Origin of the sequence: Planococcus sp. YIM B11945 (assembly GCF_050864155.1) — a bacterium.
Taxonomy (GTDB): domain Bacteria; phylum Bacillota; class Bacilli; order Bacillales_A; family Planococcaceae; genus Planococcus.
Map to the genome: position 1 here is coordinate 431,271 of NZ_JBOZWR010000003.1, position 20,523 is coordinate 451,793.

The 20,523-nt window shown below is 43.5% G+C and carries 22 protein-coding genes and 1 pseudogene; 10 read left to right on the plus strand and 13 right to left on the minus strand.

Annotation, left to right across the window (positions count from 1 at the left end):
- Positions 1-237: 237 nt before the first annotated feature.
- Both ACRRQV_RS06700 and ACRRQV_RS06705 read right to left on the minus strand, forming a co-directional pair.
- On the minus strand, positions 238-999 hold the full coding sequence (locus ACRRQV_RS06700; RefSeq protein WP_432528962.1) for an SDR family oxidoreductase: 762 nt from the start codon (positions 997-999) through the stop codon (positions 238-240).
- A 12-nt stretch (positions 1,000-1,011) separates the two neighbouring features.
- Entirely contained in the window at positions 1,012-2,370 is a 1,359-nt protein-coding gene (locus ACRRQV_RS06705) for an APC family permease (RefSeq protein ID WP_432528964.1), read from the minus strand.
- Between the two features lie 516 nt (positions 2,371-2,886).
- Here ACRRQV_RS06705 and ACRRQV_RS06710 point away from each other — a divergent pair.
- Positions 2,887-3,909, plus strand: a complete 1,023-nt coding sequence (locus tag ACRRQV_RS06710; RefSeq protein ID WP_432528966.1) for a LysM peptidoglycan-binding domain-containing protein — start codon at positions 2,887-2,889, stop codon at positions 3,907-3,909.
- A gap of 41 nt (positions 3,910-3,950) precedes the next feature.
- Here ACRRQV_RS06710 and ACRRQV_RS06715 read toward each other — a convergent pair whose 3' ends face one another.
- Together ACRRQV_RS06715 and galU are read right to left on the minus strand one after the other, a co-directional pair.
- On the minus strand, positions 3,951-4,421 hold the full coding sequence (locus tag ACRRQV_RS06715) for a hypothetical protein (protein WP_432528968.1): 471 nt from the start codon (positions 4,419-4,421) through the stop codon (positions 3,951-3,953).
- Between the two features lie 97 nt (positions 4,422-4,518).
- Positions 4,519-5,400, minus strand: a complete 882-nt coding sequence (gene galU / locus ACRRQV_RS06720; RefSeq protein ID WP_432528970.1) for a UTP--glucose-1-phosphate uridylyltransferase GalU — start codon at positions 5,398-5,400, stop codon at positions 4,519-4,521.
- Positions 5,401-5,619: 219 nt separating this feature from the next.
- Between galU and ACRRQV_RS06725 the strand changes: the two are divergent.
- Positions 5,620-5,814 (plus strand): annotated as a pseudogene (locus tag ACRRQV_RS06725) (hypothetical protein); the annotation flags it as partial.
- Between the two features lie 201 nt (positions 5,815-6,015).
- A complete protein-coding gene (locus tag ACRRQV_RS06730; protein WP_432528972.1) occupies positions 6,016-6,762 on the plus strand; it encodes a hypothetical protein in 747 nt (248 codons plus the stop codon).
- Between the two features lie 874 nt (positions 6,763-7,636).
- On the opposite strand, the gene ACRRQV_RS06735 is transcribed toward ACRRQV_RS06730, so the two are convergent.
- Together ACRRQV_RS06735 and ACRRQV_RS06740 are read right to left on the minus strand one after the other, a co-directional pair.
- On the minus strand, positions 7,637-7,903 hold the full coding sequence (locus ACRRQV_RS06735) for a YciI family protein (RefSeq protein ID WP_432528974.1): 267 nt from the start codon (positions 7,901-7,903) through the stop codon (positions 7,637-7,639).
- Positions 7,904-7,917: 14 nt separating this feature from the next.
- Positions 7,918-9,012, minus strand: a complete 1,095-nt coding sequence (locus tag ACRRQV_RS06740) for a threonine aldolase family protein (RefSeq protein ID WP_432528976.1) — start codon at positions 9,010-9,012, stop codon at positions 7,918-7,920.
- A gap of 174 nt (positions 9,013-9,186) precedes the next feature.
- Here ACRRQV_RS06740 and ACRRQV_RS06745 point away from each other — a divergent pair, with 174 nt between their 5' ends.
- Positions 9,187-9,570, plus strand: a complete 384-nt coding sequence (locus ACRRQV_RS06745; protein WP_432528978.1) for a DUF805 domain-containing protein — start codon at positions 9,187-9,189, stop codon at positions 9,568-9,570.
- 55 nt (positions 9,571-9,625) lie between these two features.
- Here the strand turns inward: ACRRQV_RS06745 and ACRRQV_RS06750 are convergent, their stop codons facing one another.
- Positions 9,626-11,002, minus strand: coding sequence for a phenylacetate--CoA ligase family protein (locus ACRRQV_RS06750; protein ID WP_432528980.1), 1,377 nt, complete (start codon positions 11,000-11,002; stop codon positions 9,626-9,628).
- A gap of 351 nt (positions 11,003-11,353) precedes the next feature.
- On the opposite strand from ACRRQV_RS06750, the gene ACRRQV_RS06755 reads away from it, so the two are divergent.
- From ACRRQV_RS06755 to ACRRQV_RS06775, 5 genes are all read left to right on the plus strand, one after another.
- The gene (locus tag ACRRQV_RS06755; RefSeq protein WP_432528982.1) at positions 11,354-11,659 is read left to right on the plus strand and encodes an antibiotic biosynthesis monooxygenase family protein; all 306 of its coding nucleotides are present in this window, start codon (positions 11,354-11,356) and stop codon (positions 11,657-11,659) included.
- On the plus strand, positions 11,656-12,009 hold the full coding sequence (locus ACRRQV_RS06760) for a hypothetical protein (RefSeq protein WP_432528984.1): 354 nt from the start codon (positions 11,656-11,658) through the stop codon (positions 12,007-12,009). Before ACRRQV_RS06755 ends, ACRRQV_RS06760 begins: the two co-directional genes overlap by 4 nt.
- 10 nt (positions 12,010-12,019) lie before the next feature.
- A complete protein-coding gene (locus tag ACRRQV_RS06765) occupies positions 12,020-12,676 on the plus strand; it encodes a cobalamin B12-binding domain-containing protein (RefSeq protein WP_432528986.1) in 657 nt (218 codons plus the stop codon).
- Positions 12,654-13,421, plus strand: a complete 768-nt coding sequence (locus tag ACRRQV_RS06770) for an STAS domain-containing protein (protein ID WP_432528988.1) — start codon at positions 12,654-12,656, stop codon at positions 13,419-13,421. Before ACRRQV_RS06765 ends, ACRRQV_RS06770 begins: the two co-directional genes overlap by 23 nt.
- 231 nt (positions 13,422-13,652) lie before the next feature.
- A complete protein-coding gene (locus tag ACRRQV_RS06775) occupies positions 13,653-14,072 on the plus strand; it encodes a hypothetical protein (RefSeq protein WP_432528990.1) in 420 nt (139 codons plus the stop codon).
- Positions 14,073-14,106: 34 nt separating this feature from the next.
- Here ACRRQV_RS06775 and ACRRQV_RS06780 read toward each other — a convergent pair whose 3' ends face one another.
- The 5 genes from ACRRQV_RS06780 to ACRRQV_RS06800 form a co-directional block, all read right to left on the minus strand.
- Positions 14,107-14,478: a hypothetical protein gene (locus ACRRQV_RS06780; RefSeq protein ID WP_432528992.1), complete on the minus strand. Its 372-nt coding sequence runs from the start codon at positions 14,476-14,478 to the stop codon at positions 14,107-14,109.
- Positions 14,479-14,652: 174 nt separating this feature from the next.
- Positions 14,653-15,039: a VOC family protein gene (locus ACRRQV_RS06785; protein WP_432528994.1), complete on the minus strand. Its 387-nt coding sequence runs from the start codon at positions 15,037-15,039 to the stop codon at positions 14,653-14,655.
- Between the two features lie 286 nt (positions 15,040-15,325).
- Positions 15,326-15,802, minus strand: a complete 477-nt coding sequence (locus ACRRQV_RS06790) for a VanZ family protein (protein ID WP_432528996.1) — start codon at positions 15,800-15,802, stop codon at positions 15,326-15,328.
- 93 nt (positions 15,803-15,895) lie between these two features.
- The gene (locus tag ACRRQV_RS06795) at positions 15,896-16,318 is read right to left on the minus strand and encodes a VanZ family protein (protein ID WP_432528998.1); all 423 of its coding nucleotides are present in this window, start codon (positions 16,316-16,318) and stop codon (positions 15,896-15,898) included.
- A 152-nt stretch (positions 16,319-16,470) separates the two neighbouring features.
- A complete protein-coding gene (locus tag ACRRQV_RS06800) occupies positions 16,471-17,253 on the minus strand; it encodes a glycerophosphodiester phosphodiesterase (protein ID WP_432529000.1) in 783 nt (260 codons plus the stop codon).
- A 314-nt stretch (positions 17,254-17,567) separates the two neighbouring features.
- On the opposite strand from ACRRQV_RS06800, the gene ACRRQV_RS06805 reads away from it, so the two are divergent.
- A complete protein-coding gene (locus ACRRQV_RS06805; protein WP_432529002.1) occupies positions 17,568-18,656 on the plus strand; it encodes a hypothetical protein in 1,089 nt (362 codons plus the stop codon).
- A 75-nt stretch (positions 18,657-18,731) separates the two neighbouring features.
- On the opposite strand, the gene ACRRQV_RS06810 is transcribed toward ACRRQV_RS06805, so the two are convergent.
- Positions 18,732-20,519: a TcaA NTF2-like domain-containing protein gene (locus ACRRQV_RS06810; RefSeq protein ID WP_432529004.1), complete on the minus strand. Its 1,788-nt coding sequence runs from the start codon at positions 20,517-20,519 to the stop codon at positions 18,732-18,734.
- Positions 20,520-20,523 lie beyond the last annotated feature (4 nt).

Sequence of the window (20,523 nt, forward strand, 5' to 3'; positions counted from 1 at the left end):
TTATTGTGTATATCCTTCTTTCTATCCAGTCAAACAGCTTTTTGCAAATTAAACGGAATTGGAGAAGCTTTGATAAACGCACAAATTCCTTTTTGCTTATAATTGTACTATTAATCACCAAAAAATACTCACCTACCTCGATAAAAATCCATCGTTTTTGTAAATTCTTTTCATCACTCTTTCCCTTAAATGTCAAGGCAATGAAAAAACCCAGCGAGATGCTGGGTCTTGAATACCTTAAAAATCCGGATTATTTTTTCGGAAATTATCCCATGCTGCTTTTGCGCTGAGATCGTTTTCCGCTTTAGCCATATGAAGCCGTTGTTCCGAGTCCCCGTAGCCAATTTCCAGATCGCCGCGTTTGATCCGGTCCACCACCGAATCCGCAAAATCGTCGAGCGGCGCCCCAAACGTATGAAGCCCGGAACCGCCGAGGTCGGTATTGACCGCTGGCGGCAGCACTTCAATCACTCGGACTGAACTATCTTCCATTTGAAGGCGCAAAGATTGCGTAAACGAATGGATAGCCGCTTTCGTGGCACTATAGATTGGCACCCATCCGCCCGGACGGATGGCAAGCCCTGAAGATACATTGATGATCGCTGCCCGTTTTTGCTTTTGAAAATGAGGCACAAGCAGCAAACTCAAATGGATCGGCCCTTCCACGTTGATCGCGATTTCGTTTTGGTAGAATGGCCAGTCTTTATCCGCACGCGCCACATTCACGCGCTGCTGGATGCCGGCGTTGTTGACCAAGACGTTGACTTCCGGATGTTCAGTCAGCACCCATTCCACCAAAGCAAGGCGATCTTGTTCGTTTGACACGTCGCATGCTTTTATTATAAGTTCCGGGTAAGCGGCCTTGGCATCGTTCAGCTTGTCTTCCCGGCGGCCGACCACAATGACCCGATTGCCCGCTTCGAGCAAGCGCGATGCGAATGCAAGGCCGATGCCTGTAGCCCCGCCCGTAATTAAAATCGTATTGCCTGATAACTCCAATCCAGTTCCTCCTTATTCATCTAAATTGATGCGGGTATCACGCTTTGTCATTTTTAACACAATCAAATAAACAATGCCGATTCCGAGCCAGATAAAACCTAATTGTTTGGACAGTGCATCCAAGTTATACCAAACAAACGCGATAATCACAAAGCCGATGGCCGGCAAAATCAAATGCTTCATATAGTTTTTGCTTTTCTTTTTGCCAATAAAATACACGATAACGGACACATGCAAAAACAAGAACGCAGTAAGTGCGCCAAAGTTTATGACCGACGCCAATTCGCCAATTCGGTTCGCAAAAAACGACGTCACGATCAATGAAATAATCGCTACTAGCATGGTGCTGATATACGGCGTCTTGAATTTCGGATGCACTTTCGCCAAGATTTTTGGCAATTTCCGGTCGCGCGCCATGCTGTACAAGACCCGTGAGATGGCCGCTTGCGCCACCAAGGCGTCCGCAATCCCCCATGCTACTGCCGTTGCGATGATCGTCAGCCATTTGAGCCAAGCCCCTCCTGCAATTTCAGCAATCTGGTAAAACGCCACATCGGCATTTTCAAAGCTTGTATAATCCGGCCAAATCAAAGCCGCCACCCACGTTTGGATGATGAACAAAACGCCAACGACCAATAACGAGACAATAATGGCATTTCCAACTGCCTTTTTGCCGCCTTTTGATTCTTCCGCCAGGGTCGCAATGGCATCAAACCCTAAAAAACTCAATACTGCAATCGACACGGCGCCCATGACCAGCCCTAAGCTGAATTCATTTGGATCATACAAGGGTTTAAACGTAAATTCCGCACCGTTGACGCCTTGAACGATCGCGAGAACTCCCACTACCACAAAAATCGCCAAGACGATCAATTCAAGGACAATGATGATTTTATTCGCCCGGGCGGTAAACTCGATCCCGATGATGTTGATCACCGTATTGATGGCGATAAACAGCACGAGCCAAACAATTAACGGAATCTCCGGCACAATATCGTGAAGCGCCGCCGCACTGACTACATATAAAAGAGCAGGAACAAAAATATAATCGAGTAAAATCAGCCAGCCTGCGATAAATCCAGCAGAATCATTTATTCCCCGCTGCGCATACGAATAAACCGAACCGGCGATCGGAAACGCTTCCGACATCGTCGCATAGCTGAGCGCCGTAAAAATCATTGCCACCATCCCGATCAAATACGCCAGCGCCACCATGCCGTTCGATCCTTGCGCCACCACTCCGTAAATCCCAAACGGCGCAATTGGCACCATAAACACGAGTCCATAAATCATCAAATCCCAAAACGTCAGCGATCGCTTGAGCTCTTGCTTATACCCCGTTTCACTTACCACGCCATTGTTCTTTTGCACCATAACCCCTCCCTCTCCTACTTAATATCTGAATAATTAGACTATAAACTTTGCCAGTTTCTTTGTAAATCTTTTCCTCGATGAAATATCTAATGAAGCGTTGGAAAGTATTTCTCCTGTTTTGGAAAGTATTTGCTGTATATTGGAAAGTATTTCGGTCAACTTGGAAAGTATTTGGCCCGCTTCGGAAAGTAAATCCAATTAGCTGGAAATTGAACGTCTTTTTTTAGGAAATACCGGCCCATTTTAATGTGCGAATCATTGTGGCAACTGGATAACGGGGGCTTGTAATTTAACTTAGCAGACTATCAATGAAATCAGCAAAACAAGCCCGCTTTAATTATCAGAGTAAAAAGATAATTAGATAGCCTTACAATCTATCCCGTGATATAATAAATATATACCACTCAAAATAAAAATTTTTGAAAAATAAACAGCAGATGCACCTAAAAGCACCCTCGACTTCCTTCCTTACATACGCTATTTATAGTGTAAATTTTATAAGGGGTGTGCGAAATGAGTACCAAGTGGTTTAAGCTTGTTGCGGTCGTCGTATTGGTTTTATTCACCTTTTTATCTTTCTCGGGATCAAGCGAAGCAGCCAGTTCGAAATTTATTACGAAAGGAAACACAACGAGCAAAGTGATCGCCCTGACGTTTGATGATGGATCGGATGGCACGAACATCCAAAAAATCTTGGATATTCTAGCCAAAAACAACGTAAAAGCAACGTTTTTCTTAACCGGCTCCGGAGCGGAAAAGCATCCGCAAGCGATTAAGAACATCGTGGCAAAAGGGCATCTGCTTGGCAACCATTCCTACTCGCACCCTGACTTTACCAAACTTACAGCGGCTCAGCGCAAAACGGAACTGGATAAAACCGAAGCTGCCATCAAGAAAATCACGGGAAAATCGACGAAGCCACTATTTAGAGCGCCGTTCGGGGCTTCTAATGCATCTGTTCTGGCGACAGTCGGTGCTAGCGGCTACACGCACACCCTTCAATGGAACATCGACACATTGGACTGGAAAGGTGTTTCCGCCACAGCCATCACAAACAAAGTGGTCAATAACGTTGTTCCAGGCACTATCGTCTTGATGCACACTGGAGCAGGCGCATCCGGAACACCTGGTGCCTTGCCTGGCATGATTTCGAAACTGAAAGCAAAAGGCTATAAATTTGTCACCGTGTCCGAGCTGTTAAAATTGCCGGCGGCGCCTAACACCGGCACAAAATATACCGTCAAAGCCGGAGATACACTTTACAGTATCGCTAAAAAACACGGCGTCACCGTTGCCGCGTTGGCTTCGGCAAATAAAATTACCAATTACAACTTGATCCGGGTCGGCCAAGTCTTGACCATCCCCGGCAAAACAACGCCTCCTGCCACAACCGTTAAATACACCGTCAAAGCCGGAGACACGCTTTACAGCATCGCCAAGAAATACAACATTACCGTTGCCAAGCTTGCCGCTGCGAATAAAATTACCAATTACAACTTGATCCGGGTCGGCCAAGTGCTGACGATTCCAAAGTGATAAAAAGGGCGAGAGGAATTTTCCTCTTGCCCTTTTCAACTTCATTTTGCCGCTACTTTATAAAGCAGCTCGCTTTTCGCCAGCGTGTCCGGCGTCATTTTAACATCGTCTTTAATGAGGTTGACGCCGACATGCCTGAAAGCGTCGACGATCAATTCATCGCAATTGTAACGTTTTACGGAACTGATAATGGGCGTCCCGAACAAAATATTAAAAAAGCGGCTGAAGATCAGTTTCCAATCATAGCCGGTGGAAATCCATTCGCGCATAAACAAAATGACTTTCACTTTTTCTTCATCGGTCAAAGCGGTTTTTAACCGGTACGTATCGTACTGGCTGATGGGATAGGCCAAATGTTGAATCGAAACCGGTGTTTTCCAATCGAGCTGCACAAGATGAAGCGGATCGATGACCATGGCGACATGGCTGTATTCGCTATTCGTCAATCGTTTAATGGCCCGGGCAATCGGCGTTTCGCCTTTGTAGAAAATGAGATCGAATTGTTCAAGCATCTCCTCACCTCGCTGCTCGTTCTTTTGGACTCAAAAAGCATCAATAATAAAGGCCGGCACTAAATCAGTTTATCGATTTAGCGCCGGCCTCGTTTACTTACTTGCTTTCCATATTCAGTTCCTTTAATTTCCGCTCAAACAGTTCAAGCAATGGCTCGCGCAGTTCTGGGCGTTTCAACGCAAATTCAATCGTAGTTTCGATAAAGCCGAATTTTTCGCCGACGTCAAAGCGCTGGCCGTCAAATTCATAAGCGTACACGGATTGAATGCTGTTCAGCTTTTCAATCGCATCCGTCAACTGGATTTCGCCGCCAGCTCCGAATTGGTGTTCACCTAAAAAATCGAAAATTTCCGGAGTCAATACGTAGCGCCCCATGATGGCGTAATTTGATGGAGCCGTGCCTTCAGCAGGCTTTTCAACAAAACGCTTTACTTCCATCAACTTTCCGTCTGTTGTCAGTGGATCGATAATGCCGTAGCGGTGCGTTTCGTTGTCTGGCACTTCTTTTACACCGATAACGCTATTGCCTGTTTTATCGTATTGGCGCATCAATTGCGCTAAGCATGGATCGTCGTTTTCAACAATATCATCTCCGAGCAATACCGCAAATGGCTCGTTTCCAATGAAATTGCGCGCCGACCAAATGGCATGCCCCAGCCCGAGCGGCTGCTTTTGGCGAATGTAATGAATCTCTACTTTGGAAGTTTCCATAACAGAGTCGAGTACATCGAGCTTTCCTTTTTCTAATAAGGTTTGCTCTAGTTCATACGCATGGTCGAAATGGTCTTCAATTGCCCGTTTGCCTTTGCCTGTTACAATAATAATGTCTTCAATCCCCGATGCGATCGCTTCTTCCACTATGTACTGGATCGTCGGTTTGTCTACGATTGGCAGCATTTCTTTTGGCATCGCTTTTGTGGCAGGCAAAAACCGAGTTCCTAGCCCTGCAGCCGGAATAATAGCTTTTTTTACTTGCATCTCCTACACCTACCCTTATCTATTTGAATAATTTTATTATGCCCCGCACGCTTAGTCATGCATAGAAAAGAAAAGGGGGCTTTTTAAACCTTCTCCTACTTAATATACCACCTTCTCCGATTTTTACGCTATTAAAGTCTAAAAGCATCGTCCCCTTCTCCTTCCTATAGTGGTTTTTTGTTTATTGTATAAACTGAAGTTTTTTTCTTTTTGCAATACAAACAAGTCCAAATCTTGGATAAAGATGACTACTCCCTTATCGTTCCACACCCCCGGGCTACATTAAGCGTTTCAACTTGTTATCTGTTTGACTTTATCGGTTCAGCTCCCGAGAGCTATGTTTTGGTCGCTGATTTGATTTCATCTAATTTACAAAAACCCTATAAAAGGGCTTTTTTTATTCTTTTTACCTAACCTTCTGCAGCTGCTTCTTGCTTGCCAACCCCCTCATGCAAATTGCATGGCATCGATTTAACATCAAATTAATATTAATTAATCAAATAAGATAGATTAAAATTATAATTTGTGTTAAAATTCAATCAATTCAGATAATTTAATATTACTTCTTAATTGCTAAGCCCCTGGTCAGAATTCTCTACTAAGGAGGACAAGGAGATGAAAAAAGTCGGGCTCTTTTTGGGCATGGCCCTCTTTTGTTTAGGAGGATATTTGGTGTACCTTTTTGAGTTTAAAGATTACGATGTCGCAGATGCTGAAGTGGATGATATCACCAATGAAGAATACGTGATTGAACTGTCCGACGGATCTAAAATCATTTTAGATGAATTCGGGAACTTGATCCGCAAAGACGAACCGGTCGCTTCATCAGGTGATAACATGGATGATTTCAATTTATTCAAACCACGCGAGTTTATGGTGGACGTCTTTGCAGCCAAGATGGCGCCAACTAAAAAAATCGAAGTTGTGGCTGTAGCCAATCAAAAAACAGCGCCTGTCGAAAAAGCAAAAGCATCTGGAGCAAAAAGCACGACCAATTCCTCCACAAACAGCACTTCCCTTAAACACATTAAACAAAAGTACCAGTCAGCCATGGTCGATATTGAAGTACAATCCAAAGCCCGCATTTACGATTTAATTGACGTGGCCAAAGAAGAATTCCACGGCAAGGAAACCAAAAACAAAACCATAAGTTATCCTTATTTTTATAACAAATACACAGCCGCCGCTGCCGATTTGGAAAAACGGACGGACCAAATCTTCTACGCTTTGCTTGAAGCCATGAAGCAAGACCTGAAGGCAAACGGCTACTCCGAATCCACAGCTGATTCCTATGCACAAGAATACGAAAAACGGAAAAACAAACTGCGCAATGAGTTGTTGAAAAAAGCAGCCGGGATCTAAGAAAAGCGCAGGCGCTCGTTTAGATTCGACGGGCATAAGACGAACACCCGAAGCGGCGTGTTTTCAGCCGCATAGGGGGTTTGGCTTATGACCCTGAGAATCTGAGCGCCGGAGTCTGGACAGTAAGAAAAGCGGAAGTGCCTGTCCAGCTCTGAAAGGCATAAGACAGACCGGCGAAGTGGCGTTCTTTGCCACACAGCCGGGCTGGCTTATGTCCCGAAGAGCTAGGCACTGGAGTCTGGACAATAAGAAAAGCGCAGGCGCTCGTGGAAATTCGACGGGACTACAATCTACTAACTAAATCAGACCAAGCGACAAACCCGCTTGGTCTAATTTTGTTGACAAAAAAACTTTTAGCAAGATGAAGAAATCTATATACATGAATAGAAGTGATATCCCGGATCCTGGGCTTCAGCCGGACGCTTTCCGCGGGCTCGCCGAACTAACTCGGACGAAACGCCCGAGTGGATTTCGGCACTTCGCTATCCCTTCTACACTTATGCTCCGGATCCTAAGTGTAGAAGGGATAAGAAGCAACAAGCTTCTTTTTTTATTTGTATAAGATTGCTTTTATTAAAAGTGTCGCCTTGAATCTAAAGTGTCGCCCCAACCGGACCGGCCACGGAGACTCCTGTGGGGCCAGCACGAGCCGCAGACCCTGGAGCGAGCCTTGCGAGTGAATTAAAACCTGTGCTCCTGCATCGCTGCGCTAGCTTCGTCGCAAAGCCTTGTCCTCGCAGGCTTCGGTCAAAACTTGGCTAAGGCCGTGCCCACGGAAAGCGGAGTGGCCGGTCCGGTTGGGGTTATTCATTCAATATGGGACCTTGTCGAAAAGTTCAAAGACCAAGCGACAAAATCGCTTGGTCTTTTCTTATTAATCTGCCCATACAGCGTCCCATTCATGAATTTCATACCGCCTGGCTCCATGCTGGATATAAGGGTCTTTCTTCACCAATGCCTCGCAGTCTTCAAAAGAAGCCGCTCGGTAAAGGACGAGCCCGCCGGAACCATCGGTGAATCGGCCATTTCCGTAAACATGCCCTTCTTTTCTCATCCCGTCTAAAAAAGACAAGTGCTGAGGCCGGAACTCCTTGCTTTTTTCAGCATCAAGCATGGGCAAAAGCACTGCAAAAAACTTCATCGCCATTCCCCCTATCACTTCGCACGCTGCATTTTTTCATTCAGCAATTGTATGGCTTGAGTAACGCGCTCTTTTGGAATGGCCGAATACAAGTCGCCAAGCGTCATTTCATACGAAGAAGTTTGATCATCCACTTCATTTAAATAATGTACAACGCCAACGCCGGTTTCTTCATGCACTTCAGCTAGAATAGCGATCATCTGCTCTTTCGATTTTGAAAAATAGAGATGGAACATGTTGGAAACCGGTGTTTCCGGCACAGTTGAAACCCCTTCACCCGCATTAAACAACTCGGCTAGTTCTTTCGCCGCTTCGTAATACTCGCCCATTTTGCCGGCACGCTGCTCATAATAATAATCTGCTGTGACGATGTACGGATACAAACTGAACAAATCGCCTCCGTGCCGCCGCTTCCAGACTTTTGATTCGGCCATAAACTCCTCGGTTCCCGCAAGAACCGCACCGGTAATTCCACCTATTCCTTTGTATACCGAAATGTACACACTGTCGAACAACACGCATACTTCAGCCGCCGTTTTTTCATAGTATGGCAAGATTTCCAGCAAACGCGCTCCATCCAAGTGAAGGCGGATGCCTTTGTCCCGGCAATACTCGGAAATTTTCACCAGTGTTTCAAAACTCGGCAGCTGTCCGCCAATTTCCCGCTGTGGCAATTCCAATAACACACACGCCACTTCTTCTTCCATTCCCGTAATGTCTTCCAGCTCGATGACCCGGTCTTTGTCTGCCAATAATACCGGATGGATGCCATGCAGTTCTTTCAAGCCATCTTGTTCATGAATTTCCAAATGTGAAAGCGGATGGTATGCCACTTTCTTCAGCCTTTTTTCATCGCACCAAATGCGCAATGCAATTTGCTGCGCCATCGTGCCACTTGGGAAAAAGACAGCTGCTTCTTTGCCGGTCAATTTCGCCATTTTGTCCTGAAAATCCTCAATTACTTTTCCTGTGCCATATCGATCGCCTTCGAACGAATCGTCCACCGCTTGAAATGCTTCCATTAAAACTGCGAAGTTCCGCTTGCCATGTCCCGCCAATTGATAAACCGTGCGGCCGTATGTTTCAGTAATTTGATTTGTTTCACCCATGTTGGCACCCATCCTTTTCTAAAAAGAGTAACTTCCCACATACTATACCACTTTGTGAAAAGCATTTTTAGAAAATTTTATAAATTAGCTAGAATTCAAAATTTGAGTCTATGAAAATAGTCACGGAATTGATATAATTGGCAGGAGTTTATACTTATGACAGGAGGTGACTTTATGAAGGAATTCGTAGATGTATTTAAAAAGACGTTTGTGTTTAGCGGCCGGTCAAGACGGAAAGAATATTGGATGTTCATTCTGATTACGGCCATCATCAGCATCGTTTTGACCATTCTTGATATGGTGCTCGGTTTAGATATCACGGAAGACACAGGATTGCTGTCCGGACTATTTTCTTTGATTCTTATTATTCCAACTTTGAGCGTGACAATCCGCCGTCTGCACGATATCGGCAAAAGCGGCTGGTGGATTTTGCTGTGCTTGATTCCGATTATCGGCTGGATTGTGCTGTTTATTTTCTCGGTACTAGATAGCCAAGCTGGAACGAATATATACGGCCCGAACCCGAAAGAATGGGATCAGGACTATGCAACCGCATAAAGGGACAGATGAAAAAGGCCGGCTCAAAATTCAGAGCCGACCTTTTTTGTTTGCTTTATTTCCCGGCCTGTTGAGCCAGATGATTGATGATGAGGCGGTGTTTGCCGTTTCGTTGAGGCGGGATTTGATCGACAGTCCGGATAATTAAATTCATCTCATCACCGAACAAGTATTCCAACTTGTCACGGACGGCTTCTACAGCTAAATTCTTATTTCCTTCGACCACTTCAATCAACGTCTCGATTGTTTCTTCATCGTGTTGGATATACTGGATTTTTTGGACATTCCGGACAACCCACTCGCTATTGACCGCCATGTAGACGCCGGTAAACCGTTCTCCTTTTTTGGAGATCAGGTAATCATTAGTCCGCCCCTTTAAGCTTTTCACAAGCGGGTGAGCGGAACCGCATTCGCATGTTTTATGTGGATGTTCCCACTCCAAGACATCCCCTACTTCATAACGGATAAGCGGGGTTCCGTACGTATGGAAACATGTGACAAGCATTTTGCCGTCCGGCATGGTTTCAATAATCCCTGTCATTAAATGATAGTGAAGATTACCGCTTGGGCATTCAATGATAAAAGGCGCCCCTTCGGACGAAGCGTATTGGTCCCGTACGGGGCAGCCGAACGCCATTTCGATTTCTTCCCGGTAATGTGGGTAAAGCGTCTCGCCGGAAGGAAAAATCGCAATTGGGCGATAGGAGAGTTGAAAATTGTTTTGGTTGATCCATTGGGCGATTGCATAAATGGATGAAGGCAATCCGTCAATAAACTCTGGCTTATATTCGTTTAAGTTTTGAGCCAAATATTCTGCGGTATGCGTCTGGCAATGAAACGCTGAGTACAAGCGCTGTTTAGCAGACAGGTTATCCCGCCAGTAAATCGATGATTTTTGAGTTTGGGGAACAAATTGCTGATCGCTGAAAGACGCCCGCCTCATTTCCAAATTAATCACGCCGTGCTGTTTTTTAAAATGGTCCAAATACGCCATCCGTTTCTGAAAATCGTTTTTAGTGAAAATTACTTTTTGCGGAGTGCCTGTTGTGCCGCTCGTCGATGAGGAAACTCCTTCTTCTTCCGAAATGGTAAACATTTTTTTCCCATTGTTTCGGACCATCGCTTTTTCCAAAACTGGCAGCTTTTTTAAATCTTCCAACGTCTGGATAGACTCGACATCAATGCCCGCATAAAACTCCTGGTAAAACGGACTGTTTTTTTTCGCATGCCGAATAAGCCGTCGCATTTCTTTCAATTGATAAGCCTGCTGAACTTGCATGTCGCCGTAATTATACGTGTCCAACTCCTTTAACACGGAATAATACTCGCTGCCGTAGCGGTTTTTTCCTTTGCGGTATCCATCGATCATGGTTAGAAGATTTTGAACAGGAATCGGAGAGTAATTGTAAATCTTCATTTGCATTTTGCTCATTTCTTTTCCCCTCTCAGTTTTTAATAAATCAGATCTAACCTGATTTCCTAAGTAATCTCATAAGTTGCATGATGTTCCGGATGGTATGGAGGTTAAAGCCAGTGAATGTTTCAATACGTAGAGGTCTTTCCAGATTACTGGGGGTAGGTTAAAACTAGGTTAAAAAGAATGGTAATCGCCTAAATTTATCAACAAAATCATCCTTTTTCTATTATGTCTATTAGTCTCTTTGTCCATCGCCTCCTCTCTCTCCTAATTTACAGCCATTTGATCGTCCCGAGGCGCTTTCTTTTTATTACATTTTCAAAGTGTTATAATTATGAAAGAATTCGCATGCAAAGGGGTCGTAAGATGTACATTGTAACGTCGACTGTAGTTGTGCCTCATGAAAAAATTAATGAAGTGATCGATATTTACCGGAATCGTTCCAGACGCGTCGATGCAGCAGAAGGTTTTCACTCCTTTCGCCTTATTCAAAACGCGAAAAAACCGAACGAATTGACGGTTTTTTTAGAATGGAAAACAAAAGCCGCTTACCTTGCTTGGGTCAAAAGCGCGGAATTTAAAGAAATCCATGACTTGGAAAAGCAGTATCCCGACCAGCAACTCGCAGGCATCGTCCCAAAAGTCCACCAATACGAAGTGGTCGCAGAATGATAGCGCTTGTGAAGCAGCAAATCGCCAAAGAAGCTCGTGAAAGCATCTATGCCGCTCATCCTCAGCTGATCGAACGGTTTGGCGAAAACGGCATCATACATACCGAAAAAGACAATATGCACCACCTGGACCATTTGGAAAGCGCCTATTCGTTAAATCAAGTCCAGCTGTTTTTAGACTATACAAAATGGTTGGAAACTGTTCTTTCGAGCCGCAACGTAGGAACACATTTGATCATCGACAACTTTGAACGGCTGATTGCCATCATCCCCGGAAAAACAGAGCTCGATGAAGAAGCGTTTATGCTTCACTGCCTGGAGCAAGCCATTCAATTACTTGGCAACAACTAAGGAGGACGATATGTCGATAACACCAGAAGAATTAGCGGATGTATTTTTATCCGGAGATGATCACCATGCTCTCAGCATCGTCCGCACATATTTAACTACCCATTCACGCAATGAGCTTTTCCATCATTTATTGACTCCTGCGATGTACCGCATTGGGCAGTTATGGCAGGAAAATGAAATCAGTGTAGCCGATGAACATTTAGGGACTGCGGTCTGTGATTTTGTCATCTCAGCCACTGACGAACGAAGCCAACTAGAAAAAGAAGCGGCTGGCAAAGCGATGATTATGGGCTTTGAAGGCGAAGACCATTATTTAGGATTAAAAATGGTTGCCTGCCTGTTCCGCGAGAATGGCTGGAACGTTCGGTATTTAGGCCCAAACTTGCCGCTTGCCCATGCGCTGGATGCAGCTCGGGAATGGCAGCCGGATGTTGTCGGCTTATCCGCCGCATTAATTAACCGGCTGCCGTTGATCAAATCATACATTCAAGCGTTTCAAACGCTCGAAAAAATTCCCACTACGCTAATCGGGGGCCGAGCGGTTAGCCTTGCTGATTTGTCGGAAGCGGAAGCTCAAGGAGCCGTTGTGCTGAAAAGTTTGGATCAGCTTCAACAATGGATTCAGACAAGGAAGGAGCGAAACGATGAAGGAACCACAAGATTATGAAGAATGGCCATTGCCGTTTTTTAAGTTAACCCGTGATTTTTCTATTCTTGGCAGTTCCGGACAAGCGCTTTCGCTGTTTGGCGAATCCCCTGTTTTCACCGGCCTTCTAGACGAAGGAAGCCGCCAAAAAGCAGTGGAATTTCTTCACCCCGGACAAGATGGAAAAAAAAGCGTCGAACTGACTTTCCAATTGCCAGATGGCAAGCTTTTGTTAATGGATGTCTACTGCAAATGGCAGAACAGCGAAATTGCCCACGTCATTGCAATTCCAAAAGACCGCCAGTTTGAACGGGTCTCGAAACAATTGGCTCATCTTCGCACGCGGCTCAATGAAACCAATTACGATTTGCTGATGGAAAAAGAACGCACTGACGAATTATTGAAAAGGGTCCAAGAACTATCCGCTCCTTGCATTCGCCTTGGCAGAAAACAAATTCTAATCCCAATGTTCGGCCGAATCGATCCGAAAAAAATGGAGATCATCACACCGTTAATACTCGCCACCGTATACGAAGCCGACCCTAACAAAGCCATTTTTGATTTAACGGCTATGGACGAAATTTGCCCAGATGGCTTGGTTCACCTTCACAGCTTGTTCCAGTCGCTTTCAATAATGGGCGTCCACGTCTTTATTACAGGCGTGCAGCCAAAACATGCCAAGCGGCTGCATGAGCTCAACACTTCCCTTCACGCGACGTTCACAACATCCCTTGAAGAACTGCTATCATTAAATGAAATCAAATAAGCAAAGATGAAAACACCGCAGATGTAAAATGCGGTGTTTTATTTTTTGCATTAGTCAAAAAGAACTTTATTTTATATAGGTAAATTAACCTATTTTTCTTTATGTGATTAAAGTATATAATATCTATGTAGATGTAAATAAAAGTAATTCATATAAAATCTATTCATGCGTAAGAACGATGAACTAGCAACACTCCATGCTGCTGTCGTTCTTCAGAAAGAGGGGCTTTAAATGTTTATTTTTAAACGAAAACCAACACAGGTTTCTGAGAATTTAGATGTCATGAAAAAATTTATTGCCCAAACGCTGGAGTCGATGTTGGAAACAAGAGAAGAAACCATTCATTTCATGGAAAAATACGATTTGATTTTGATTTTTTCTTGGGAAGACGAATATATTGAAGGATCGATTTACCAGTATTCCACGTATATTAAAGCTAAGGAAGGTATAGGGCGCTTGCAAAATGCTCCGCTTTATATCGAAAAACGCTTTCTCGATAAAGAAGATAAAACAGTCGTATATGTAGACGACAATCGCATCCGGAACTTTACCGCCAAAAATTTGCGCGCGTTTTACTGCATGTGCGAATTGATCAGCATTTTCGAAATCGAAGTAACTTCTTCGAATAAATACAAATGTGTGTGGCAATAAACAAGAAAAGGCCGACGCTTATTGCGTGGGCCTTTTAAAATGGCAAATCTGCCGTATAATCACGGTGCGCTTCGTTTTCCAATTCCTCCAAAAAGTTGCTGAACTGTTCCCATGCCTGGTACTTGTTGCTGGAATTGTTTTGCGAAGCGAACAGCTCCGCCATAAATTTTCCGAACGCATCCGGACGCGCTTCATGGTCCCAAATCGACTTGATGTCTTTGCTGTATGTGACCCGATTGAAGTTTCCGAAAATATGCGTCAGCGTCGCAATCAATGTCCGGACATTCGCGATGTCCGGAATTTCCGAAAAGTAATTGTGGCTATACACTTTTCCGTTCCGATCGATTAACCGCACCGTAAACGACGTCTCATACTCTTCCAGCACCAAAATGAGTTCCCCTGCCATAATCTCACCTGCTTTGCGATCAATTTGCCTTGCGAATTACGACAAACAGAGCGTGAATTACGACCAATCACCAACGAGTTACGACGAACGGAGCGAATTACGACCTAATCCGACTGAATTACGACCTATCCGCGAGTTGCGACAAACCGTCCACGAGTTACGCCCTACCGCCTTTCACAACTGGCTAAGCGCACAAAACGACCCCGCCGGGTATTCAATGACCGCATAACTGCCCGGCCCAATGGCTTCTTTCGGTTCCGTATGCACTTTTCCGCCATTTGTCCGGCACGCTTCCAAACTCGCCTGCAAATCCGCGACCCCAAAATAAACCAGCCATACAGGCGGCAATCCCTGATTGGCACCCGCCTGATGGCAAATGCCCGCAACTCCTTCGCCGCCCGGAGCCGTCATCACGTAATCATCATACTCCCCCATACTGAGGTCGCTATGTTCCCAGCCGATCACTTTCTTATAAAAATCCCGTGCCTCATCTGCTCCATCCACCGTCAAATCCGTAAAAATGATCGTCCCTGCACGCGGTATGTTTTGCCCTTCTGCCACTCGAAACACCTTCCTTTATTAGGTTGTTACAAGCCTTATACCCGGTTTTGTTCCCTACAGAACATAAGGCAATAGGGGCGAATAAACTCTTAAAACTAAAAAACGCGCAGCTGGAAATATGTTCTTCATCTAGTTTTCTTCTTTTTACCTGCATTTCCCCCATTTCTACATGCACTAGTTCAATCTTTACCAGCAGTTTCAAGCTCGCTACAAGCACTGTTCACTTTTCTTCACGCAATCAAAAAAAGAAGCTTTATGCCGCAGCGAAAAAGCTTCTTTCTGAATCCTAGCTATGGATAATTTTTTCTTTTTTCCGGTTCGCTTTCAACAGCCGCCTACACCACAGAAATGCGGCAATGCCAATCAAAGCGCCGGAACTGTCGATGAGCACGTCGCTCACTTGCCCGCTCCTGCCATCGATGAACAATTGATGGAATTCATCCGTCATGGCATACAGCGCGCAAATACCAAAAGCAGCAAGCGAGCAGCGGATGCCTCGGCTACCGCCCGTTCGCAGCGCATAAAGCGTCAACATTCCAAGCACCAGATAAATCAGGAAATGCGCATTTTTTCGGACAATGTGCTGAAGCAGGTCCACATGTTCTCGTGCATCAGACATGAAATTCCTCAATACAGCGATCACCATTTCGGTAATCCCTGAACTCAACTGGCTCGATTCAATAGCCGGCTGATGGGACAAAGTAAAAATCAAGGCCATCCAAAGCAGAACCGCGGCCCATGAATATAATTGGTGTTTTTGCATTATAATAAGTATTCCTTTTCTGTTCAAATTTCGTCGATAAAGATACAAATGATATTATATCACCTAACTTATTGCAATGACTGATAAAGAGTTCTATCGTTTCACCGCTGCCGATTGGGAATGCGAATTCAATAATCTGCACAAACTATAAGCCAATAAGATCCCCACGAAATCAACTCCGACATCAAACAACCGGCCGCTGCGCTCGAAATACAATTGAACCACTTCAGTGAAAAGCGCGAACAATCCGCAAACAAGCAACGCTTTGTTCAAGTTTTTCAGCCACCCAAAAACTAACGCATACAAAATGCCAAAAGCCAGCGTATGTCCGATTTTTTGGATCAAATAAAAATTATCCCCAAAGTCAATGTCATAGAGAATAAACAGATTGGAAAAATTCGGTCTCGGGTTCACGTTGAAATTCACGGTTTGTTCGTATAGGAATGCAGCTGCATCGCTATTGCACGTGGCCACTAGTATAAAAACCGCCCATATTAAGGCAAGCATAAATTTCATTATGATAACCGCCCTCATTTCTGATAAGTTTCGTCTTGTAATATTCTCCAAGGGACGCTCCTTCTCCTTTCGATTCCACTAAGTTTAGAGTGACTAAATAAAAAAGGAAATTAAAAATGCAGACAAAATAGCCTGGGCTGCTTTTGTCTGCTTCACCTTTCAAGAGCTTCTTTAATTGGCTGAACGTCATTCGTAAAAATACCGGTCGCTCCCAACGACTTCACCTTTTTAACGTCGTTCGCATTGTCGATAGTAAAAAGATGAACCAGCAAGCCTTCTGCTCTTGCCTTCTTAATATAGCCCTTGTCAATTTTCGTATAAGAAGCACCGATCCCAACCGCGTATTCGCAAATATCTTCGAGTTCCGCTTTCGACATATCAGCTATTTCCTCATCGTATTCCAACTTAATCAACGGAATGTCGCTATTAAGTTTGTGGATAAACTTCAAGCTTTCTTTGTGAAACGATTGAATGACCACTTGGCCTTTATTCTGTGAACCATCCAGCAATCCATATTGCGAAAGCAGCTTGATTAATTCCCGCTCCATCTCAAATGCATTGTCACCTTTTTTCGTTTCTATGTAATAATTGGCGTCGCTGCCAAATTCCTTGAAAACCTCTTGCAACGTCGGCACTTGAACCCCTTCAAATGCCTTATTTTCCTTCTTAGGAAACGCCTCATAAAACCAAGATCCCGCGTCTAATTGCTTAATTTCAGCCAAAGTCAGCTCGGCTACTTTGCCGCTGCCGTCGGTCGTTCTGTCTACAGAAGAATCGTGCATCGCCACCAACTCGCCATCTTTCGTCATTTGCAAATCAATTTCAATATAATCTGCGCCCATTTTCTCCGACAGTTTATACGCAGCAATTGTATTTTCCGGCGCCTCGGCACTTGCTCCCCGGTGAGCAATCACCAGAAATTGATTTTTAGCCAATAAATTCGGCGGAGTCCATACATTATATAAAAAGAAAATGCTTATAGTAAATATTAAAAGAACAGTTAAATTTTTCCGCAAATTTTATCACCTAGTAAAAAGATACCGAATATCGAGAAAGATGGCAATTTGTAGAATACATAAACTATGATGCTTCTTTTGTTATTCTCCTTTGCCCTCTCATAATTAATTGAATAAAACCCTTCTTTATTTAACATCACACAATATTTTATAGGAAAAAGTATATATTAAATTTGTAAAAAACTAGTATAATCAACTTATATAAATGGTTTTTTTAACAAAAGAAGGATACAATGAAAAAATTCACTTTAAATGTCTTGATGGTTTTATTAATAGGAGGAGCTGCCATTTTTCTTTATGACCACTTTATTATTCAAGACTCTAAAACGGTATTAAGCGATAAATTAGAACTAAAAGAAGAGGAAAAAGCTACACCTCAAAAACTGGCGAGCATCCAAAAAGAATTGGTGCATGAAGAAGCAAAAGAAATTATAACCGAGCTATGGGAGGGCGTTTTTGATGCCTATAATGATATGGGCGAGCAGTACCAATGGAGTGCTGGGAGCAACCCGCCAGATTTCAGCATATTGCGGCCGGAGTTATTGCCCTTTGCGACCACGCGTTTTGCTGATGGTCCACTTAAAGAAAGCGCTGAATATTTCTATTGCGAATGCGACACGCCCGTCTTTCCTATTGTCGACTTTGACATCCGCTTTACCATTCATGAAAACAGCAACAACAAACTGGTGATTTCTACGATCGAATTTGGCGATGTTATTAACAACCGAGGAAGCACCGCATACTTTACGGCTGTAAAAGAAGATGGAAATTGGCTGCTAGACGGATTAAAAGTGGTAGATCCAGACAATGAAGACATGAAAGTTACAGAAGAAGAATACAGAAGTTATATCCAAAAAACCGGAATGCAAGCGAATATAATTAATGAAGTTTCTCAAAACGGCAGAAAAATTTATATTTTAGCTTATGAAGATGCCAGGTATTTTGAAGGCGTCTATGCTGATAGTACTGAAATTGTTTATGATGTTCCAAACGAATGGCTTCCAGAAGAGTATCAGAAAGAAGCCACTGCTAATTTAACTGGAAACTGGTCAATTGTAGAGGGATTTGATGGAAATCTATCGATTAACCAAACTGCAGATGATAGTTTCGATTTCAATCTTCATGTGGAAAGCGGAGGACATGTAGGTGATATCGCTGGGACCTCCACAATCGAAGGCGATACCGCTTATTATAACGATGCCGAAGGCTGTATATTGGAGTTTTCCATATCTGATGATGCGATCAAGATCAACGAATCGTTCGAATGCACGTATTGGCACGGCACGGCTGTCGCCTTTAATGGAACCTATTATAAAGAATAAGTGAAAAAAGCTGCCTCGAGTATGTTTCCCGAGGCAGCTTTTTCTGTGCACCATAGTGATAGACAAATTAAGTAATTAGATTTCAGTAGTAGAAATGAGCTTATTAACTAGCCAGCTGCTTCCATCTTTTTTAAGAAGGTTGACCGACCGGAAAGTTTTTTCTCCGGGTTTTTCGGTTCCGTAAATATGATATTTTTCGATTGTCGTGACTTTTATCGTCGCGTCATCGATTGTTTCAATTTTCTCTACAGTTGTTCCAAGACATTCTTCAGTAATTCCTTTTGAATATACATAATCAATGTAATCAGCAGATTCTTTCCATTTCGGGCCATTCTCATCTATTAAGAAAGAAACATAAGAAAAATCACCAGCATTCATGGCTATGACACTAGAAGCATTGTATTCACCCATGAAATACTCAACTTCGCTAGTTAAATCCGCGGATTGTACAGATTCCTCTGCATTGCGGTTTACAGGATCTGTAGAACCTTTGACTTCATAAGTTTTTTTCGATCCTTCTAAAGACTGCAACGGTTCAACGATAAATTCCCTGTCATAATTTTGATACTCCGAAACTTCATCGACCAACCATTTTTTCTTGTTGCTATCATAAGTAAATACGGCGTGGATTTGGGATTTGATCGTTTCCATTTCCGGTGTATCGGATTGATAGTAATAAGCGGCATTTCCCACTACTTCAGCATCGACACTAACGCCTTCAGACGAAAGTTGAATAGATTCGCCGTCTAAGTTAATTTTTGTTAAAGAGCCTTTAAAAAAGTACTCCGAGTCTTTCCAACTGTCAAATTCATCCGCCATTGACTTTAAATTCCCCGGCGTTAATGTCGTATAGACAGAAGCATTACGAGTTCCCCTCGCTTCAACATGTTCTTCCATAAACAAGGCAAATTGATCAATCAATTCCTTTTCAGCTTTTTCATTTAACTTAGGGATGTCGACGCTGATGTAGTCATCGTCGATCGGAACTGCTTCTGAAGTTTCGGCTCCCCATGGAAACTCAACTTTCGCTAGCACTTTCATGCTTCCATCCAAAAGAAATGGTCCAACGGATTCGGTCTCACCGTATTCGTTTACCTCAAACTCTTTATCTCCGACGATAATTTTGCTTTCATAATCTGTTGAATAATCCCCAACCGTCACTTGGAAAGTCGTTGAGCCGATTGGCAATTCTTCTTCAAGTGACGCTATGTTGGAAGAATCCCATTGGCTTTCTACAGTCAAGTCAAAAGGATAAGCAAATTCGGTTTTTTCATCATCAAAAATAAATTCTGCTTTATAATTGCCAGGGACAATCCCCGAGAAAACATATTCATCTTCATTTTGTACGGATGGAACATTCTTGCCGTTTAATTTTAAGCTTAAGCCTTCATACGGAAAATAATAGGAAACTTGTTGAGTAGATAAAATGACTTTGTGAGCATCGAAAATCCCGGCAACTTTGCCTTTCTTTTCGATTGTCGCCATATCTTCCAACTCGATCTGCGTTAAATTCTGATATAAATCAATAAACGCCGAAGCTTCTTTTTCGGTTATTTCTTCGCCGTTCGATAAAGCAGCATACTTCGTTAATGCGGCTGCGTCTTTTTCCTGCAATGCTTCAAAAAACTTGGATACGGTTGTCTCGGCTGTGGCTGTTTTCGTGCCCCATGAATATAATCCGATGAGTGACGCCAGTAAAACAACCCCGATGCCGGCAATCAGTTTCGTCTTGAATGGCATCGGTTTTTTGGGACCATTGTGCTGAGTCCCGTTTGGTTCTTTGGCAAACGGAGTTCCGCATTCAATGCAAACCTGATTGGAGCTATTATTGGCGTGTCCGCAATTTGTACAAAATTTCTTCATTTCT

What these genes read in the sequence shown, in the direction of transcription:
- ACRRQV_RS06710 (WP_432528966.1), top strand. Translation starts at nt 2,887, where the DNA reads ATGAGTACCAAGTGGTTTAAGCTTGTTGCGGTCGTCGTATTGGTTTTA.
- ACRRQV_RS06715 (WP_432528968.1), bottom strand. Translation starts at nt 4,421, where the DNA reads ATGCTTGAACAATTCGATCTCATTTTCTACAAAGGCGAAACGCCGATT.
- galU (WP_432528970.1), bottom strand. Translation starts at nt 5,400, where the DNA reads ATGCAAGTAAAAAAAGCTATTATTCCGGCTGCAGGGCTAGGAACTCGG.
- ACRRQV_RS06730 (WP_432528972.1), top strand. Translation starts at nt 6,016, where the DNA reads ATGAAAAAAGTCGGGCTCTTTTTGGGCATGGCCCTCTTTTGTTTAGGA.
- ACRRQV_RS06735 (WP_432528974.1), bottom strand. Translation starts at nt 7,903, where the DNA reads ATGAAGTTTTTTGCAGTGCTTTTGCCCATGCTTGATGCTGAAAAAAGC.
- ACRRQV_RS06740 (WP_432528976.1), bottom strand. Translation starts at nt 9,012, where the DNA reads ATGGGTGAAACAAATCAAATTACTGAAACATACGGCCGCACGGTTTAT.
- ACRRQV_RS06745 (WP_432528978.1), top strand. Translation starts at nt 9,187, where the DNA reads ATGAAGGAATTCGTAGATGTATTTAAAAAGACGTTTGTGTTTAGCGGC.
- ACRRQV_RS06750 (WP_432528980.1), bottom strand. Translation starts at nt 11,002, where the DNA reads ATGAGCAAAATGCAAATGAAGATTTACAATTACTCTCCGATTCCTGTT.
- ACRRQV_RS06755 (WP_432528982.1), top strand. Translation starts at nt 11,354, where the DNA reads ATGTACATTGTAACGTCGACTGTAGTTGTGCCTCATGAAAAAATTAAT.
- ACRRQV_RS06760 (WP_432528984.1), top strand. Translation starts at nt 11,656, where the DNA reads ATGATAGCGCTTGTGAAGCAGCAAATCGCCAAAGAAGCTCGTGAAAGC.
- ACRRQV_RS06765 (WP_432528986.1), top strand. Translation starts at nt 12,020, where the DNA reads ATGTCGATAACACCAGAAGAATTAGCGGATGTATTTTTATCCGGAGAT.
- ACRRQV_RS06770 (WP_432528988.1), top strand. Translation starts at nt 12,654, where the DNA reads ATGAAGGAACCACAAGATTATGAAGAATGGCCATTGCCGTTTTTTAAG.
- ACRRQV_RS06775 (WP_432528990.1), top strand. Translation starts at nt 13,653, where the DNA reads ATGTTTATTTTTAAACGAAAACCAACACAGGTTTCTGAGAATTTAGAT.
- ACRRQV_RS06780 (WP_432528992.1), bottom strand. Translation starts at nt 14,478, where the DNA reads ATGGCAGGGGAACTCATTTTGGTGCTGGAAGAGTATGAGACGTCGTTT.
- ACRRQV_RS06790 (WP_432528996.1), bottom strand. Translation starts at nt 15,802, where the DNA reads ATGCAAAAACACCAATTATATTCATGGGCCGCGGTTCTGCTTTGGATG.
- ACRRQV_RS06795 (WP_432528998.1), bottom strand. Translation starts at nt 16,318, where the DNA reads ATGAAATTTATGCTTGCCTTAATATGGGCGGTTTTTATACTAGTGGCC.
- ACRRQV_RS06805 (WP_432529002.1), top strand. Translation starts at nt 17,568, where the DNA reads ATGAAAAAATTCACTTTAAATGTCTTGATGGTTTTATTAATAGGAGGA.
- ACRRQV_RS06810 (WP_432529004.1), bottom strand. Translation starts at nt 20,519, where the DNA reads ATGAAGAAATTTTGTACAAATTGCGGACACGCCAATAATAGCTCCAAT.